The sequence below is a fragment of the Streptomyces sp. NPDC043896 genome, assembly GCF_056435605.1.
Genome location: NZ_JBWKEE010000004.1, coordinates 314,147 through 332,200 on the forward strand (window position 1 = coordinate 314,147; position 18,054 = coordinate 332,200).

At 70.7% G+C, this 18,054-nt stretch carries 13 protein-coding genes and 1 pseudogene; 9 read left to right on the top strand and 5 right to left on the bottom strand.

Going from position 1 to position 18,054, the window contains the following annotated elements:
• The first annotated feature begins 6 nt into the window (after nucleotides 1-6).
• The 6 genes from AC069X_RS07830 to AC069X_RS07855 all read left to right on the top strand — a co-directional run bounded on the left by AC069X_RS07830 (nucleotide 7) and on the right by AC069X_RS07855 (nucleotide 8,536).
• Nucleotides 7-1,221, top strand: a complete 1,215-nt coding sequence (locus AC069X_RS07830) for an ROK family transcriptional regulator (RefSeq protein WP_478726207.1) — start codon at nucleotides 7-9, stop codon at nucleotides 1,219-1,221.
• 118 nt (nucleotides 1,222-1,339) lie between these two features.
• Nucleotides 1,340-2,452 (top strand): sugar ABC transporter substrate-binding protein, encoded by a 1,113-nt coding sequence (locus tag AC069X_RS07835; RefSeq protein WP_478726209.1) that lies wholly within the window; start codon nucleotides 1,340-1,342, stop codon nucleotides 2,450-2,452.
• A gap of 226 nt (nucleotides 2,453-2,678) precedes the next feature.
• Complete coding sequence (locus tag AC069X_RS07840) at nucleotides 2,679-3,467, top strand: ATP-binding cassette domain-containing protein (protein WP_478726211.1); 789 nt, start codon at nucleotides 2,679-2,681, stop codon at nucleotides 3,465-3,467.
• Nucleotides 3,464-4,756: a sugar ABC transporter permease gene (locus AC069X_RS07845; protein WP_478726213.1), complete on the top strand. Its 1,293-nt coding sequence runs from the start codon at nucleotides 3,464-3,466 to the stop codon at nucleotides 4,754-4,756. The genes AC069X_RS07840 and AC069X_RS07845 overlap by 4 nt, the downstream gene beginning before the upstream one ends.
• A gap of 252 nt (nucleotides 4,757-5,008) precedes the next feature.
• A complete protein-coding gene (gene dxs, locus AC069X_RS07850) occupies nucleotides 5,009-6,925 on the top strand; it encodes a 1-deoxy-D-xylulose-5-phosphate synthase (protein WP_478726215.1) in 1,917 nt (638 codons plus the stop codon).
• A 114-nt stretch (nucleotides 6,926-7,039) separates the two neighbouring features.
• Nucleotides 7,040-8,536 carry an amino acid permease gene (locus AC069X_RS07855; RefSeq protein ID WP_478726216.1) on the top strand — a complete coding sequence of 499 codons (1,497 nt, stop codon included), beginning with the start codon at nucleotides 7,040-7,042 and terminating at the stop codon, nucleotides 8,534-8,536.
• A 35-nt stretch (nucleotides 8,537-8,571) separates the two neighbouring features.
• Here the strand turns inward: AC069X_RS07855 and AC069X_RS07860 are convergent, their stop codons facing one another.
• The gene (locus tag AC069X_RS07860; RefSeq protein ID WP_478726218.1) at nucleotides 8,572-9,684 is read right to left on the bottom strand and encodes an LCP family protein; all 1,113 of its coding nucleotides are present in this window, start codon (nucleotides 9,682-9,684) and stop codon (nucleotides 8,572-8,574) included.
• Nucleotides 9,685-9,837: 153 nt separating this feature from the next.
• Between AC069X_RS07860 and AC069X_RS07865 the strand changes: the two genes are divergently transcribed.
• Nucleotides 9,838-10,965 (top strand): PLL family lectin, encoded by a 1,128-nt coding sequence (locus AC069X_RS07865; protein ID WP_478726220.1) that lies wholly within the window; start codon nucleotides 9,838-9,840, stop codon nucleotides 10,963-10,965.
• Here the strand turns inward: AC069X_RS07865 and AC069X_RS07870 are convergent.
• The 4 genes and pseudogenes from AC069X_RS07870 to AC069X_RS07885 form a co-directional block, all read right to left on the bottom strand.
• Nucleotides 10,939-12,003: a hypothetical protein gene (locus tag AC069X_RS07870; protein WP_478726222.1), complete on the bottom strand. Its 1,065-nt coding sequence runs from the start codon at nucleotides 12,001-12,003 to the stop codon at nucleotides 10,939-10,941. The genes AC069X_RS07865 and AC069X_RS07870 overlap by 27 nt on opposite strands.
• Nucleotides 12,000-12,920, bottom strand: coding sequence for an N-acetylneuraminate synthase family protein (locus AC069X_RS07875; RefSeq protein ID WP_478726223.1), 921 nt, complete (start codon nucleotides 12,918-12,920; stop codon nucleotides 12,000-12,002). The genes AC069X_RS07870 and AC069X_RS07875 overlap by 4 nt, the downstream gene beginning before the upstream one ends.
• A gap of 48 nt (nucleotides 12,921-12,968) precedes the next feature.
• A pseudogene (locus AC069X_RS07880) lies at nucleotides 12,969-13,685 on the bottom strand (acylneuraminate cytidylyltransferase family protein); the annotation flags it as partial.
• Nucleotides 13,686-13,722: 37 nt separating this feature from the next.
• Nucleotides 13,723-14,988, bottom strand: coding sequence for a DUF6716 putative glycosyltransferase (locus AC069X_RS07885; RefSeq protein ID WP_478726225.1), 1,266 nt, complete (start codon nucleotides 14,986-14,988; stop codon nucleotides 13,723-13,725).
• Between the two features lie 287 nt (nucleotides 14,989-15,275).
• Between AC069X_RS07885 and AC069X_RS07890 the strand changes: the two genes are divergently transcribed.
• Entirely contained in the window at nucleotides 15,276-16,250 is a 975-nt protein-coding gene (locus AC069X_RS07890; protein ID WP_478726227.1) for a glycosyltransferase family 2 protein, read from the top strand.
• Nucleotides 16,247-17,986: a polysialyltransferase family glycosyltransferase gene (locus AC069X_RS07895; protein ID WP_478726229.1), complete on the top strand. Its 1,740-nt coding sequence runs from the start codon at nucleotides 16,247-16,249 to the stop codon at nucleotides 17,984-17,986. Before AC069X_RS07890 ends, AC069X_RS07895 begins: the two co-directional genes overlap by 4 nt.
• The last annotated feature ends 68 nt before the right edge of the window (nucleotides 17,987-18,054 follow it).

Genomic DNA, 18,054 nt, shown 5'->3' on the forward strand with positions numbered 1-18,054 from the left:
TGAGTCGTGCAGACTCCCGGATCGCAGTCCTCACTGCATCGCGCGAACCTGGAGAGGGTCGTGCGGGCCGTGCGCCTCGCCGGTTCGCTGACCCAGGCGGAGATCGCCCGCACCACCGGACTGTCGGCGGCCACGGTCTCCAACATCGTCCGTGAACTGAAGGAGAGCGGGACCGTCGAGGTCACCGACACCTCGGCCGGCGGCCGCCGGGCCCGCAGCGTCTCGCTCAGCGGGGACGCGGGCATCGTGATCGGCGTGGACTTCGGCCACACCCACCTGAGGGTGGCCGTGGGCAACCTGGCGCACCAGGTGCTGGCCGAGGAGGCCGAGCCGCTGGACGTGGACGCCTCCTGGGTGGACGGCTTCGACCGGGCGGAGTCCCTGGTCGGACGGCTGGTCCAGGGCATCGGCGTGGCGCGGGACAAGGTCATCGGCGTCGGCCTGGGCGTCCCGGGCCCCATCGACGTCGAGTCCGGAACCCTCGGTTCGACCGCGATCCTGCCGGGCTGGGCCGGGATCAACCCGCGCCAGGAGCTCTCGCAGCGCCTGGGCGTACCGGTGTACGTGGACAACGACGCCAATCTCGGCGCGCTCGGCGAACTGGTCTGGGGCAGCGGCCGCGGGGTCCGCGACCTGGCGTACATCAAGGTCGCGAGCGGTGTGGGCGCGGGCCTGGTGATCAACGGTCAGATCTACCGCGGGCCAGGCGGAACCGCCGGGGAGATCGGGCACATCACCCTGGACGAATCGGGCCCCGTCTGCCGCTGCGGCAACCGCGGCTGCCTGGAGACCTTCGCCGCCGCGCGCTACGTGCTGCCGCTGCTCCAGGGCACGCACGGCCCGGAACTGACGATGGAGAAGGTGGTCGAGCTGGCCCGGGGCGGGGACCCGGGCTGCCGCCGGGTCATCACCGACGTGGGGCGGCACGTCGGCAGCGGCGTGGCCAGCCTCTGCAACCTCCTGAACCCGAGCCGGATCGTGCTGGGCGGCTCGCTGGCGGAGGCCGGCGAGCTGGTGCTGGCGCCGATCCGCGAGTCCGTGGGCCGGTACGCGATCCCCAGCGCGGCCCGGCAGTTGTCGGTTCTCACGGGATCGCTGGGCGGCCGGGCGGAAGTGCTGGGCGCACTGGCCCTCGTACTGAGCGAGATGGGCGATTCGACGCTTTTGGCGGAAAATGGCATTGGGGTGCGAGCCCCCGCCGTCATGTCTTCATCTAGATAACGGATGGCACCGTTGTCATCTCGTTAAGGATTCACTCCTTGACGACAAACTTGCGGCCGGGGTTGACTCACATCCACCTCGGCCGCAGCGTTGCGGCCTCGTCAGGGAGGTTCAACGAATGAACACGCGTATGCGTAGAGCCGCCGTTGCCGTCGCCGCCGGCGCCATGGCCGTTTCGCTGGCCGCTTGTGGCAGTGCCAAGGAAGCGGACGGCGAGAAGAAGCCTTCCGGTGCCGCCGCCGGTGACGCCATCAAGGTCGGTCTGCTCCTGCCCGAGAACCAGACCGCGCGCTACGAGAAGTTCGACAAGCCGCTGATCGAGAAGAAGATCGCCGATCTCACCGGCGGCAAGGCCGAGGTGGTCTACGCCAACGCCAAGCAGGACGCGACCACGCAGAACTCCCAGGTCGACACGATGATCACCAACAAGGTGAACGTCCTGATCATCGACGCGGTCGACGCCAAGGCCATCGCCGGCTCGGTCAAGAAGGCCAAGGACGCCGGCATCCCGGTCGTCGCCTACGACCGCCTGGCCGAGGGCCCGATCGACGCCTACACCTCCTTCGACAACGAAGAGGTCGGCAAGGTCCAGGGCAAGGCCCTGCTGGAGGCCCTGGGCGACAAGGCCAAGGACGGCCAGATCGTCATGATGAACGGCTCCGTCACCGACCCGAACGCCGCGCTGTTCAAGAAGGGCGCCCATTCCGTCCTCGACGGCAAGGTGACCATCGGCAAGGAGTACGACACCAAGGAGTGGAAGCCGGAGAACGCCAACACCAACATGGCGGGCGCGCTGACCGCGCTCGGCAAGGACAAGGTGATCGGCGTCTACTCCGCCAACGACGGCATGGCCGGCGGCATCATCACCGCCCTCAAGGCCGCCGGCCTGTCCCCCCTGCCCCCGGTGACCGGTCAGGACGCCGAACTGGCGGGCGTGCAGCGGATCGTGGCGGGCGAGCAGTTCATGAGCGTCTACAAGCCGTACGCCCCCGAGGCCGCGGCCGCCGCCGAGATGGCCGTCGCCCTCGCCAAGGGCGAGAAGATCGACGGGATCATCAACAACAAGGTCGACAGCCCGACCTCCAAGGGCGTTCCGTCCGTGCTGATCCCGGTCGTGTCGCTCACCAAGAGCAACATCAAGGACACCGTCGTCAAGGACGGCGTCTACACGGTCGAAGAGATCTGCACCGACAAGTTCGCGGCCGCCTGCGCCGCCATCGGCCTCAAGTAAGGCCCCCGGGCCCCTGAGGCCCCTGCCGCCGCCCCCGCGCGCGGCGGCCCACGAGCCCTGCCCGGCGCCCCGCCCCTCATACCCCGCCAACCGCGGGGCGCCGGGCAGAAACGATTCGGCAACGCGCCGGCCTCCCGCCGGCCCCCCTTTCGCCCGTCGAATGCCCCCCATCCGCCCCGCTCCTGCTCTTTTGCACGACATCCCCGCCGGTCAGGCGGCGAAGGAGATGGTTCATGTGTCCGCTGCGCCCGTGCTGGCGTTGCGAGGGGTCTCGAAGCGGTTCGGCGCCGTCCAGGCCCTGACCGACGTAGAACTCGAGATCCACTCCGGTGAGGTGGTCGCCCTGGTCGGCGACAACGGCGCCGGCAAGTCCACGCTGGTCAAGACGATCGCGGGCGTGCACCCCATCGATGACGGAGTCATCGAGTGGGAGGGCCGTCCGGTCTCCATCGGCAAGCCCCACGACGCCCAGAACCTCGGTATCGCGACCGTCTACCAGGACCTCGCGCTCTGCGACAACATCGACGTCGTCGGCAACCTCTTCCTCGGACGCGAACTCAAGCGCTTCGGCGTCCTCGACGAGGTGGAGATGGAGCGCCGCGCCCGCGAACTCCTCACCACCCTGTCCATCCGCATCCCCAGCGTCCGGATCCCCATCGCCTCGCTCTCGGGCGGCCAGCGCCAGACCGTGGCGATCGCCCGTTCGATGCTGGGCGAGCCGAAGCTCGTCATCCTCGACGAGCCCACCGCCGCCCTCGGCGTCGAGCAGACCGCACAGGTGCTCGACCTCGTGGAGCGGCTGCGGGAGCGCGGCCACGCCGTCATCCTCATCAGCCACAACATGGCCGACGTGAAGGCCGTCGCCGACAAGGTGGCGGTGCTGAGGCTGGGCCGCAACAACGGTGTCTTCAAGGTCGCCGACACCTCGCAGGAAGAGATCATCTCCGCCATCACCGGGGCCACGGACAACGCCGTGACCCGCCGGGCGGCCCGCACCGGGGAGGCCCGCAAGTGAGCACCGAACACCACACCCATGCGGAAGAGGTGGCCCGGCTCGCCAACCCCGCCGCCCCGGCGGACGCCATTCCGGTGGTGGACCCGCGCCTGCTCGTGCGCGAGCAGGGCCTGTCCGGCTACCTGAGCGAGTTCGGCCGCAAGATGAAGGCCGGCGACCTGGGCTCGATCCCGGTCGTCCTCGGCCTGATCATCATCTGGAGCATCTTCCAGGGGCTGAACTCGAACTTCCTCTCCCCGGAGAACCTCTCCAACATCGCGATCACCATGGTCGCCACCGGCATGATGGCCGTCGGCATCATCTTCGTCCTGCTGCTCGGCGAGATCGACCTCTCGGTCGGCTCGGTCAGCGGCGTCTCGGGCGCGATCGTCGCGGTCCTCGCCGTCACCCACGGCGTCAACGAATGGGTCGCGATCCTCGCCGCCGTCGGCGGCGGCGCCCTGATCGGCGCGATCCACGGCTTCTTCTTCGCCAAGATCGGCGCCCCGGCCTTCGCCGTCACCCTGTCCGGGCTGCTGTTCTGGTCCGGTGCGATGCTCCAGATCCTGGGCAGCAACGGCACCATCAACCTCGACTCCGAGGGCGTGGTCGGCCGGCTCACCACGTATTACTTCTCCGACGTGGCCGCCGGCTACGGGCTCGCGGCGGTCGCCACGGCGGCGTACTTCCTCGCCACCTTCTTCGACAACCGCCGCCGGGAGGCCGCCGGGGTCCCCTCGCGGCCGCTGAGCGAGATCCTGCTGCGCACCGGGCTGCTGGCGGTCTTCACCTTCGGCCCCGCCGCCGTGTTCAACCAGTACAAGGGCCTGCCGCTCGCGGTGGTGCTCTTCGTGGTGGTCCTCGTCGGCACGGACTTCCTGCTGCGCCGCACCACTTTCGGCCGCAACGTCTTCGCCCTCGGCGGCAGCGTCGAGGCCTCCCGCCGCGCGGGCATCAACGTCGCCGGGATCCGCATCGCGGTCTTCGCGATCGCGGGCACCTTCGCGGCCGTCGGCGGCCTCTTCTGGGCCTCCAAGATCGCGGCGGCCAACCAGAGCGCCGGTGCCGGCGACCTCCTGATGAACGTGATCGCGGCGGCCGTCATCGGCGGCACCAGCCTCTTCGGCGGCCGCGGCCGGACCTGGAACGCCCTCCTCGGTGTGATGGTCATCACCAGCATCCAGTACGGTCTGGCCCTGGAGGGGATCGCGACTCCGATCCAGTACATGATCACCGGTGCCGTACTGCTGGCCACCGTGGTCATCGACTCGGTGACCCGCAAGACCCAGAAGTCGGCCGGCCGCGCCTGACCGCGCGACCTGGGCCGATCCCGGGCGGTAGGACCCGTCGCGGTGCCCGGTGCCACCATGGGTGGCACCGGGCACCTGTGCGTGCGCGCACGCGTGCGAACGTACGTGTATACGCCCGTTTGGGATGTGTGACGCAGTGACGAGGTGTACAGGTATGACAAAGGTGTGACCCGCCAGGTACCGCCCGATGACCGCCCTCGCGAGCGGAACATTAGACTCGACAGACCAGCAAGCAACTGCAAGGAGGCACGGGTGCTGCTGACCCGCATCAAGGGACCGCGCGATCTGGACCGGCTCAGCCAGGAGGAGCTCAACCAGCTCGCCGCAGAGATCAGGTCCTTCCTCGTCGACGCCGTCTCCAAGACCGGCGGGCACCTCGGCCCCAACCTCGGCGTGGTCGAACTGACGATCGCCCTGCACCGGGTCTTCGAATCGCCCAAGGACAAGGTCCTTTTCGACACCGGCCACCAGGCCTACGTCCACAAGCTGCTCACGGGCCGCCAGGACTTCGCGAACCTGCGTGCCAAGGGAGGCCTGTCCGGCTACCCCTCGCGCGCCGAGTCCGACCACGACGTGATCGAGAACTCCCACGCCTCCACGGTGCTGGGCTGGGCCGACGGCCTCGCCAAGGCCAACGAGGTGCTCGGCCGCGAGGACCACCACGTCGCCGCCGTCATCGGCGACGGAGCCCTCACCGGCGGCATGGCCTGGGAGGCGCTGAACAACATCGCCGCCGCCAAGGACCGCCCGCTCGTCATCGTCGTCAACGACAACGAGCGCTCGTACGGCCCCACCATCGGCGGCCTCGCGAACCACCTGGCCACCCTGCGCACCACGGACGGCTACGAGCGCTTCCTGGCCCGCGGCAAGGAGATCCTGGAGCGCACCCCCGTCGTGGGGAAGCCGCTCTTCGAGACCCTGCACGGCGCCAAGAAGGGCCTCAAGGACTTCATCGCCCCGCAGGGCATGTTCGAGGACCTGGGCCTGAAGTACATCGGCCCCATCGACGGCCACGACATCGAGGCCCTGGAGTCCGCCCTCCAGCGCGCCAAGCGCTTCAGCGGACCGGTCATCGTCCACTGCCTCACCCAGAAGGGCCGCGGCTACACCCCGGCCCTGGAGCACGAGGCGGACCGCTTCCACGCGGTCGGCGTGATCCACCCGGACACCGGCCTGCCGGTCAAGACCGCCGCGGCCAGCTGGACCTCCGTCTTCGCCGACGAGATGGTCAAGCTCGGCCACGAGCGCGAGGACATCGTCGGCATCACCGCCGCCATGCTCCACCCGGTCGGCCTCCACAAGTTCGCCGAGGCCTTCCCGGACCGGATCTACGACGTCGGCATCGCCGAACAGCACGGCGCCACCTCGGCGGCGGGCCTCGCGACCGGCGGCGTCCACCCCGTCTTCGCGGTCTACGCCACCTTCCTCAACCGCGCCTTCGACCAGGTCCTCATGGACGTGGCCCTGCACAAGTGCGGTGTCACCTTCGTCCTGGACCGCGCGGGCGTCACCGGTGACGACGGCGCCTCCCACAACGGCATGTGGGACATGTCCATCCTCCAGGTCGTCCCCGGCCTGCGACTGGCCGCCCCGCGCGACGCCGAGCAGCTGCGCGCGCAGCTCCGCGAGGCCGTCGAGGTCAAGGACGCCCCGACCGTCGTGCGCTACTCCAAGGGCGTCGTCGGCCCGGCCGTCCCGGCCGTCGGCCGGATCGGCGGCATGGACGTCCTGCGCGAGCCGGCCCCCGAGGTCACCCGTCCGGACGTACTCCTCGTCTCCGTCGGCGCGCTCGCCCCGATGTGCCTGGAGATCGCCGGCCTCCTCGACAAGCAGGGCATCTCCTCGACCGTGGTCGACCCCCGCTGGGTCAAGCCCGTGGACGAGGCCCTGGCCCCGCTCGCCGACCGGCACCGGGTCGTCGTCACCGTCGAGGACAACGGCCGCACCGGCGGCGTGGGCGCCGCCGTGTCCCAGGCCCTGCGCGACGCGGGCGTCGACGTGCCGCTGCGCGACTTCGGCATCCCGCAGCGCTTCCTCGACCACGCGCTGCGCAAGGAGATCCTGGCCGAGATCGGCCTGACCGCCCCGGACATCGCCCGCCAGGTCACCGGCCTGGTCGCCAAGCTGGACGGGCGCTTCGAGAGCGAGACCGCCGCCGCCGTCGACTAGGACTTGTCCTAGCCGGAACGGACCGGATCGCGCGGTTGCACGTCACGGGCCGGGAGATCACCCTTGAAGGGTGGGCCTCCCGGCCCGTTCGCGTACTTCTTGGGAGGTGCGTCGGTGAGCACGGATCTGAACAGCCCCTTCCGCACCAAGACGGTGGAACAGTCCATCCGCGACACGGAGGAGCCGGAGCACGCGCTCCGCAAATCGCTCTCCGCCTGGGACCTGACCGTCTTCGGTGTCGGCGTCATCATCGGTACCGGTATCTTCGTCCTCACGGGCATCGCCGCCCGCAACACCGCCGGCCCGGCCACCGCCCTCTCCTTCGTGGTGTCGGGCGTCGTCTGTGCCCTCGCGGCCCTCTGCTACGCCGAGTTCGCGTCCACCGTCCCGGTGGCGGGGTCGGCGTACACCTTCGCCTACGCCTCGATCGGCGAACTCCCGGCCTGGATCATCGGCTGGGACCTGGTGCTCGAATTCGCGCTCGGCACCGCCGTCGTGGCGGTCGGCTGGTCCGGGTACGTCCGCCACCTCATGCAGACCAACCTCGGCTGGGACATGCCCGTCGCGCTGTCCGGGCCGGACGCGGGCGGAACCTTCGACCTGATGGCCTTCCTGCTGGTCCTCGCCCTGACCGCGGTCCTCGTCGTCGGCACGAAGCTGTCGGCGCGGATCACCGCGATCGTCGTCGCCATCAAGGTCACCGTGGTGCTGCTGGTCATCATCGCGGGCCTGTTCTTCATCAAGGCCGACAACTACTCGCCGTTCATCCCGCCGGCCGAACCGCAGGAGGGCGGAAGCGGCTGGACGGCACCACTGGTACAGCTGCTGTTCGGGTACGAGCCCACCAACTTCGGCGTCATGGGCATCTTCACCGCGGCCTCCCTCGTCTTCTTCGCCTTCATCGGCTTCGACGTCGTGGCCACCGCCGCCGAGGAGACCAAGAACCCCCAGCGGGACATGCCACGCGGCATCCTCGGCTCGCTGCTCATCTGCACGCTCCTGTACGTCGCCGTGACCGTCGTGGTCACCGGCATGCAGTACTACGCGGAGATGTCGCCGACAGCACCGCTCGCCGAAGCCTTCAAGTCCGTGAACCAGCCGTTCTTCTCCGGCGCCATCAGCCTCGGTGCGGCCGTCGGCCTGATCACGGTGAGCATGATCCTGCTGCTGGGCCAGACCCGCGTGTTCTTCGCGATGAGCCGTGACGGACTGCTGCCGCGCGTCTTCTCCGTCACCCACCCCAAGTACCGCACCCCCTACCGGGCCACCCTGCTCCTCGGCGCGGTCATCGCGGTCATCGCGGGGTTCACCAGCCTGGCGAAGCTCGCGGAACTGGTCAACATCGGCACCCTGTTCGCCTTCGTCATCGTCGCACTCGGCGTCATCATCCTGCGCAAGACCCGACCCGACCTGCACCGGGCCTTCCGCACCCCGATGGTGCCGCTGGTCCCGATCCTGTCGATGGCGGCCTCGCTCTGGCTGATGCTCAACCTGCCGGCCGAGACCTGGCTGCGGTTCGGGATCTGGATGGCGGTCGGCGTCGTCGTCTACTTCCTGTACGGCAAGCGCAAGAGCCGCCTCGCCCAGGTCGGGCAGGACGCGGAGTACTAGGGGGCGTTGTAGGAGTCAGCCGGGGCGACCGGCGATCACGCGGACGGGGAAGGGGACGGGGACGGCCCGGGCGCCGGGGACTTGGCGCCCGGGCCGCCCTTCGCGGGGGAGTCCTTCGCCGAGGCGGGCACCTTCCGGTCGGTGCGCAGGGCCTCCCACAGCAGGGAGGCCCGCTCCTGCGCGACGACGACCCGGTTCGGGTCGGCCTTGTCGTAGGCGACCGGCAGCATGATGGTCTCCATCGTGGACGGATCCACGTCCTTCAGGCTCTGCGCGAAGTCGGACAGCGCCGTCAGCGAGGCCAGCTCGGAGTCGGTGGTCAGTGACTTGGTCGCGGCGTCGGCGAGCTTGTAGAGCCGCGCCGGGTTGCCCAGCGCGTCCTGCTTCTTGATCTCCGCCAGCATCGCCAGCATGAACTGCTGCTGGAGGCCTATGCGTCCGAGGTCGCTGCCGTCGCCGTAGCCGTAGCGGGTGCGTACGAACTTCAGCGAGTCGGTGCCGTTCAGCCGGTGCGTCCCGGCGTCCAGCTTGAGGCCGCCCTTGGTGCCTGCCATCGGCTGGTCGAGGGTGACGGTGACCCCGCCGAGGGCGTCCACCAGCCCCTTGAAGCCGGCGAAGTCCACCTCGACGAAGTGGTCGACGCGGATCCCGGACAGCTGCTCCACCGTCTTGACCACGCAGGCCGGACCGGCCAGGGAGTAGACCGAGTTGAACATGACCCGGTCGGCCCCGGGGACCGTTCCGCCGTCCTCGTCCTTGCACTCGGGCCGGGTGATCAGGGTGTCGCGGGGGATGCTCACCGCCGTCGCCCTGGCCCGGCCCTCGGGTATGTGCACCAGCATCGCCGTGTCGGAGCGGGCCCCGCCGACGTCGCCGTGGTCGAGCTCGCCGTTGGCCCCGGCACGGGAGTCGGAGCCGAGTACCAGGACGTTCCGCGCGTTCGCCACGACCTTCGGCGGCCGGTTGTCCGTCCCGATCGCCCGGTCCAGGTCGACGCTGTCGATGTTCCCGTTGAGGTGGCTGAACACCCACCAGCCCGACCCCGCCGCGCCCAGCACCACCACGGCCGCCGTCCAGGCGAGCGCCCGCCGGATCCGGCTCGCGCGGGAACGGGGCGGCTTCGCGGTGGCGGTGGACTCCGAAGTCATGCCCGGGGACCGGTCCTTCCGTACGGGGAGGGAGATCCGGTGGGGATCTCGCGGGGATCTCGCGGGCTACAACATAGACGCAGGACCCCGCCCGGGGACCCCGGGGTATCCTCATTTTGTTCGAATGGTGAAACGGAAGGGTTGCTGCGGTTCATGGCGACGCGAGCCGGACGCGGTCCGAACAGATCCCGACGCCACGCCCCCGGACCGGAACCCGCCCCCGCCCGCGACTGGAACACCGTGGCCCTGGGCCCCCTGACGGGCCGTTGGCTCCTCACCGGCAAGGACGGACGCCTCACGGCCTACGCGCGGGCCGAGGGCGGCCTGCTCCGCTGGACCGAACGCGCCCCCGGCGGCCCGGAGTGGAGCGGCCCCGACCTCTTCCCCGCCGAAGGGCTCGCCGACCTCACGGTGGGCCAGGGCCCTGACGGGTACGCCCACTTCGCGGGCCGGCGCCGCACCCGGACCGGGGACACCGAGACCGTCACCTACCACCACGCGGTGCAGTACCAGAGCGGCCGCCCGATCGGCGCCTGGGAGTCCCTCGGCACCCTCTACCAGCGGCCCGAGATGTCACACCGCGGCGGCCCGCCGACCCTGGCGGTGGACGCCCAGGGCTCGCCCCACGTCTTCGTCCGCAACGCCGGGCGCGGCATCCACGTCAGGCGCCAGGACGGCAAGGGCGGCTGGCAGGCCTGGGAGGACCTCCGGGGCAGCAAGGCCTACGAGGGCACCGGCGCCGACTCTGCGGCCGACGGCCGGATCTGGCTGGCCGCACCCGGTGAGAAGGGGCTCTCCCGCTGGGCGCAGACGTCCCCCGGCGGCCCCATGGCGCGGGCGGAGGACGTCCCGTACCTCGCCCAGGACGGCTCGGTGCGCACGCTGGAGACGGCTCCGGGCCGCGTCACCCACTTCTGGCACGCGGCCGACGGCAGCGGGGTGTTCGCCTGCCGCGAGGGGGCCGGGGTGCTGGCGCTCGGCGGCGGTCCCGCGGTCGGCGCGGTGGCCGCCGCCCGCGCGCTGGTCGACGGCCACGACTGCACGGTCCTGGCCTACCGGGCCGTGAACGGGCGTACCGCGCTCGCGGCCTACCCGACGGAGAACGAGGCCGCCGGGCTGTGGTGGACGGAGATCGGGGAGGAGTGCCTGGACTCCCCGGCGCTCGCCGTCGACGCCCGGGGCCTGGTCGTCATCGCCTGCGTCAGCGCCCGGGGCGAGCTGCTGGTGAGCCGGCAGAAGGGCAACTCCGGCCTGTCACTGAGCCGCTGGCAGCGCTGCTGACCGGTCGGGGCCGCGGCGCCCCTGCGGCGGGATCCTGGGCAGGTTGTGCCGGTCCACCGCCAGCGCCGAGATCCGGTGCAGGAAGTCCACCGACCGGCCGGCGGTGTCCGGGGTGATCCAGGCGTCGTCGATCTCGCACAGCTCCACCCGCACCCCGGAGCCGCCGAGCACGATGGGCAGGGTGTAGGCGATGGTGGACGCGAAGGTCAGCACGGACTGGCCGATGGGCTCGGTCAGCGCGGTCAGTTCGAGCGGCAGCTCGGGGTGGACGATCTCCATGCCGGTGAGCCCGGCGATCCGCTCCAGTTTGGGCCCGCTCTCCCTGCGGTGCGCCAGGTAGCGGCCGGCCGCGCGGTGGCGGGCGATCCAGCCGACCGCGTCGACGTACCGGTCCTCGTCGACCACCCCGGTCTCCACCAGGGAACTGCCCGCCAGATCGGCCCCGGACCGCACCCGGACCGGGCCGAAGGTGGCCCGGCTCCAGGCGTAGTCGTTGGGCCGCACCTCGGTGCCGGGCGGCGCGGCCACCGGCATGCAGGTGAAGAAGGTGGCGCGCTCCAGGTCCTCGCGGGCCAGCCAGCGGTTGACCGGTCCGCCCTTGGCGGCGGGCTTGAGCTCGCCCTGGTGCCAGCGGGTCAGCTGCTGCCCGTACGTCAGCAGGCTGACCAGCTCGGTCGTGGCGGTGCCGTCGTCGACGACGACCACCTCGCGGGCCTTGGAACGGGGCAGCAGCAGCTGGATCGTACGGGAGAACAGGTCGCCGATCACCAGGCGCCGGGCGGCGGCGACCGCGCGGCCGAGCCGGACCAGCTCCCCGGCCCGCCCGAGGTAGCCCGCGCGGACCTCGTAGCGCCGCCACACCACCTTGGACTGGGAGGCGAACCGGCACAGCCGCCGGACCTGGGCCCGCGAGCGCGGGTCCACCGGCTGGAGGACGGCGACGGTGAGGGACGCTGCCTCGCCCGGGTGGACGTACGCCCACTCCAGGACGTTCAGTAGTTGAGCCGGGCTCTCCACCAGGGCGAGGGTGTCGCTCATGCCGGGGCCGTCACGCCCTCGGCGGGGACGGTTCCCTGGACGCGGCGGAGCTTCTTCATGGGGCCGAGTTCGGAGGGGTAGACGCGCTTGACGCCGTCGCCGAGGGCGGTCTCGATGGTGCGGATGTCGCGGACGAGACGGGCGAGGCCCCCCGGCTCGACGGAGGCGGCCTGGTCGGAGCCCCACATGGCGCGGTCGAGGGTGATGTGCCGCTCCACGGCGCACGCCCCGAGGGCGACGGCCGCCACGGTGGTCTGCAGGCCCGTCTCGTGACCGGAGTAGCCGATCGGGACGTTGGGGTACTCCTCCTGGAGGGTGTTGACGACCCGCAGGTTGAGCTCCTCGGCCTTCGCCGGGTAGGTCGAAGTGGCGTGCAGCAGCACGACGTTCGCGCTGCCCAGCACCTCCACGGCGTGCCGGATCTGCTGCGGGGTGGACATGCCGGTGGACAGGATGACCGTCTTGCCCGTGGCGCGCAGCGCGAGGAGGAGCTCGTCGTCCGTCAGGGAGGCGGAGGCCACCTTGTGGGCCGGCACGTCGAACTTCTCCAGGAAGGTGACGGCCTCGGTGTCCCACGGGGACGCGAACCAGTCGATGCCGCGCAGCGCGCAGTGCTCGCCGATGGCCCGGTACTCGTCCTCGCCGAACTCGACGCGGTGGCGGTAGTCGATGTACGTCATCCGGCCCCAGGGGGTGTCCCGCTCGATGTCCCACTGGTCGCGCGGGGTGCATATCTCGGGCGTGCGCTTCTGGAACTTCACCGCGTCACAGCCCGCGTCGGCGGCCGCGTCGATCAGCGCGAGGGCGTTGGCGAGCTCACCGTTGTGGTTGATCCCGATCTCGCCGATCACATAGGTGGGCCGGCCCGGGCCGACCTCCTTGTTCCCGATCCGGCGGATCCGGTTGCTGTGCACCACTGTTCAGAGTTCCTTTCCGAGGTACTGCGAGGGGTCCGGCGACGAAGGGGCCGCCGGGGTCTGGGGGAGGTCGAGGAGGGGGGCCAGGGCCCGGGCCCGGGCGAGGTCGCCGGGCTCGTCGATCTCGATGGCCCGCTCGGGAGCGGTGGGGACGAGCTGGGTCCGGCCGAAGAAGCGGTGGCCGTGCCGGCGGAAGCCGTCGGCGCGCATGGCGTAGACGGCCCCCGACTCCAGGTACTCGGGGGTGCGGTCCTGGCGGCGCGGGCGTACGGAGCTGTCGTGGTTGACCCCGTGCGCCCGGTGGCCCGGTCCGGTGGCGCCGGCGGGCCCGGTGCCCCACAGGAAGCCGTGGAAGGGCACGGCGGTGAAGGCGGAGTCGGCGCCGTCGCGGACCACGGCCAGCACGGTCTCCTCGACCTCCTCCGGGGTCGTGAAGGGGCTGGTGCACTGGACGAAGACGAGGACGTCCACGGCCTCCCCGTGCCGCTCCTCCAGCACGTCCAGCGCGTGCAGCAGCGCCGACTCGCTGGAGGCCGTGTCGGAACCCAGCTCCGCGGGACGGTCGACGATCCCGGCACCGGCCGCGCGGGCGGCCCGGGCGATCCCCGGGTCGTCGGTGGAGACCACGACCCGGGTCACGTGGGCCGCGTTCCGGCAGGCGAGCACCGCGCGGGCGACGAGCGGGACCCCGCCGACCTCGGCGGTGTTCTTCCCGGGGATGCCCTTGGAGCCGCCCCGGGCGGGTATGACGGCGGTGACGTTCACGAGGCTTCCCCCTGGGGTGTCATGACGGAGGGGGCGTTCACACGCCGCCCCACTGCTGGATCTTCGGGGCCACGCGCTGGACCCCGAACTGGTAGGCGACCTTCAGCACGCGGCGGGAGGTGCGCCGCATGGGGCCGCTCGGCCGGCGTGCGGCGGCGGCCGCGCCGGGGGAGCCGTCCGGGTTCAGTCCCCGGCGGCGCAGCAGCGCACCCACGTATTCGGGTGCGCTGTCGGCCGTGTAATAGGGCGATATCGGTGGCAGCGGAACGCCGCGCAGTTCCTCGATGCGGCGGCGCAGTTCCCCGTACGGATCCACCGCGCGGATTCCCTGGTCGGCCGTCCAGGATTCGTCCGCGAGCGGGGCGGCGCCCTCGTCTATTGCGGTCCAGTCGGTGACGCAGCCGGAACCGGTGAAGTAGTGGTTTCCGTGGATCTCCCGGACACCGAGATCGCTGAGTATCGCCGTCGGCATTCCCCGGTGCATCGATTCGAGTGCCGCCGTGGAACTGACCGTCACCAGAAGGTCGGTACGGTCGAGGGTGTCCGACATGTTGCCGTAGACGAAATGCAGATTGGGCGGCAGCGGCTCTTCCAGCTGTTCCGCCAGGACCTGGTAGTGGAACGCCTCCACATGGGTGGTCGCCTCACCGGGCTTGCTGCGGAGTTTGACGAGTACGTCGCGTCCCGGGCGCAGTCGCGCGTGGGATATCGCGCGGCGCAGCATGTAAAGCCGGCCATTGCGGTCGGCGGGCACCGAGGGCTGCACGGCGAAGCACACGGTATAGGGGTGGGTGGCGTACGTCCGGTTCGGGTCGTAAGGTCTTTGGTCGAGAAAGGGGAGCGCCGTCTGGACGATGCAGGAGACGGGAATTCCGAGGGGCTCGTACACCTCGGTGAACCGGCGCCGGTCGAAAGGACTGTTGGCGAGGACGATGTCGGCGCCGGCCCGCAGCAGGAGCCCGTCGGCCATCTTCTCGTAGACGACACCCACGTAACCGGTCATCAGGACCGGCCGTCTGGGGGCACCGGCGAAGCGGCGGGCGAGGGCGTGCAGGGCCGCGTGGGTGGCGCCGCCGACCGTGCCCAGGATGATCAGGTCCGCTCCGTCGAGTTCCGGTGCCGCCGCGAAACCGGCGAGCGTGGCCTCGGTGATCGAGGCCGGGGTGATGCCGACCTCCGCCAGCTGGCGCGCCGTCGGGGTGCTGCGTCCGCGCAGCATGTGGGCGTGCACCTCGCTGCCCGGTGCCAGGCCCACCGCCAGCCCCGCACCCCATTTCCAGCGGGTGTCGGAGTCTGCGAGCACGTGGATGCGCACGAGTGTGATTCCCGGGTCGGTCGGCGTGCCCAACTGCCGTCGGCGTACCCGCGGCCGGGCGCGGGCAGGGGCGGGATTGCCGCCGGGCCCGATAGACCCTACATGCTCACCTGAGCCTTACGTGTCACGAAAAGGCTTCGACGGCCCAGGGAGTTGTACGTCACACCCGGGGGTTCGGGGAGCCTCTCCGTGCGCTCCTATCATGATGTCCGGTCCGTCCGCACGGCTTCGGCGGATGTGTGTGGACAATGGGGAGAAGGTGAGTGCTTCCGGTGGTGACCCTTTCGGTAATCGTCGCGATGTGTGACGTCCGGGAGTTCTGTCGGACGGCGCTCAAGTCCTTGGCGCTCAACGCCCGGGAGGATTTCGAGTTCATCGTCGTGGACGACTGTTCCGTTGACGGGACGTCAGAGATCCTGCGCGAGATGGTCCCCGGCATCCCCGGCGCCGTACTGATCCGGAACGAGCGCAATCTGGGGATATCGGCCACCCGCAATACGGGCCTCGCCGCCGCCCGTGGACGCTTCTTCACCTTTCTCGACGGCGACGACTGGTACGCCCCCGGATATCTCGCGCAACTGGTCGGCTGGATGAGTCAGTCCGGCGTCGATTTCCTGCGCACCGGCCACGTCCGCGTCTACGGCAGGAAACGCAAGATCGTCATGGCGCCGCTCGCACCGAGGGCCCTGCCGCTGAACCCCGCCGACTACATCGGCCCCGTCGACGCCTCCACCTTCATGGACTACCCGCAGTCCTGGGCCGGCATCTACGACCGCGAGCGCCTCCGGGAAGCCGACGCCCTGTTCTTCGACGAGAGCCTGCGCACCGCCGAGGACCGGCCCTGGTTCTACAAGCTGCACCTGAGGATGCGTTCCTTCGGAGTGGTCGACCTCCACGGCGTCTTCTACCGCCGTGACGTCTCCACTTCGCTCACCAAGGTTCCGGACGAACGCCAGCTCGACTTCCTTCCCGCCTTCCGGATGATTTTCGACGAGCTCGCCCACCACCCGCGCGGATATGAACTGTCGTTCAAGGCGATGCGGACCCTGTGCGCGCTCATCGTCATTCACCTGGGCCGCGACGAGCAGTACGAGGAACTCACCCGGGACCTGCTGCGCGAACGCGCCGCGCGGCTCCTCTTCGACCTTCCCCAGGACATCCTGGAGGGAACCCTGGCAGGAATGGACTCCGCACGCGTGACCAAGCTCCGGGAACTCATGTCCCCGTACCAGGACGCCGCGGCCCGATGACCCGGATATTCGCCGCCTCCACCCTCTACGGCGCCATGACGGTGGCCGCCGCCATCGACGCCGGCCAGCTCGGCCAGGACGACCGCGAGCGCGTCCTGCTCGTCTGCAACAACGTCGACATCCCGGAAGTCGCCACCCCGCTGCACCGCATGCCCGGCGCCGCCGCCGTCCTCGCGCGCTTCCACCGGGTCGTCTACTGGAACGACCTCATCTACCCCTTCCACCCGGCGCTGTGGGCCCCCCGCGACGAGGACGCCCCCCTGTGGCGGACCGTCATGGGGGAGAAGATGGGCATCCGGCCCGGCCCCCTGGAACTCGTCGTCGAGTCGATCCAGGTCAAGCCCGCCCAGACGCTCTGCAAGATCTTCTCGGACGCCACCCTCGCCGTGTACGCCGACGGGGTCATGAGCTACGGCCCCACCCGCAACGACCTGCCCCGCCCCCTCCACGGCCGGATCGACCAGGTCCTCTACCTCGACCTCATCCCCACCCTGCTGCCCATGCTCCTCACCGAGTACGGGATCCCCTCACAGCCCGTGGACACCGGAGCGGTCCTGAAGCTCATGGCGGAGCTCACCGAGGAGTGCCGCCCCGTCCTCGACCGGGCGATCCCGGCCGGCGCGGCCGGGCACGGCCCGCAGACGGCCCTCCTCCTCGGCCAGTACCTCTCCCCGCTCGGCATCCTCACCGAAGAGGAGGAAGAGGACCTGCACCGGCGCATGTTCGAGCACGCGGTGCGGCTCGGCCACACCTCGGTCGTCTTCAAACCGCACCCCAGTGCCCCCTCCGCCCTCTCCGACGCCCTCGCCGAGGCGGCCGGCGAGGCGGGCGTCCCCTTCCTCGTGCTGGACGTCTCGGTCCTCGCCGAGACCGTCTTCGAGTACCTGCGCCCCGGCCGGGTGATCGGCTGCTTCTCCACCGGCCTGTTCACCGCCCGGGCCCTGTACGGGATCCCCGTCGCCCAGGTCGGCGCGCTGGAGGTGGTCCGCCGCATGCGGCCGTACGCCAACAGCAACCGGATCCCCGCCACCCTCACCCACGCCCTGGTCCCCGACCTGGAGGAGCCGACGGCCGCCCCCGCCGACCGGATCCTGGACGCCGAGCACATCCGGACCGAGGTCACCCCCTACGTCCAGGCCGTCGGCTACTGCATGCAGCCCAAGCGGTTCGGCTTCCTGCGCCCGGTGGCCGAGGCGTACATCGCCGCGGCCGTCGACCAGTGGGAGGGCCGGCCCGAGCTGGCCATGCACTTCAACGAGCGCACCCGCACCCGGCTGGAACTGCCCGGCCCGCGCACCTGGAAGTGGCGGCGGGGCCTCGGCTGGACCCTGCGCAGCACCGGGGAGCGCGTCGACCCGGACGAGGTGCCCTTCACCGACATCTCGATGAGCGGCTTCGCCTCCCTCGTCGAGGCCAAGGACGACCGGGGCGTCCTGGAGGTCGGAGCGCGGCTGCTCGCCGAACAGGAGAACCTCGACCTGCTCCTCGGCATGGCCCAGGCCCACATCCGCCGCAAGGAGACCGACCAGGCCAGGCGGCGGATCGAGCGGGCGGCCGAGATCTCCGCCGACAGCGGGCGCGCCATGGTGTGGCTGCGCATCGCGGAGACCGCCGCCAAGCTGGGCAAGCGCGGTGACGACCTGCGCATCCGGGCGGGCCGGCGGGCACTCGGCATCAACCCGGCTTCGCCGGCCGCCCAGCGGCTGGTCAAGGCCGGCCGGCTCGGCCGCAGGTAGGCGTACGCGGCCGCATGCGGGCGTACGCGAAACGGCCCGTCCGCACCAGGTGCGGACGGGCCGTTTCG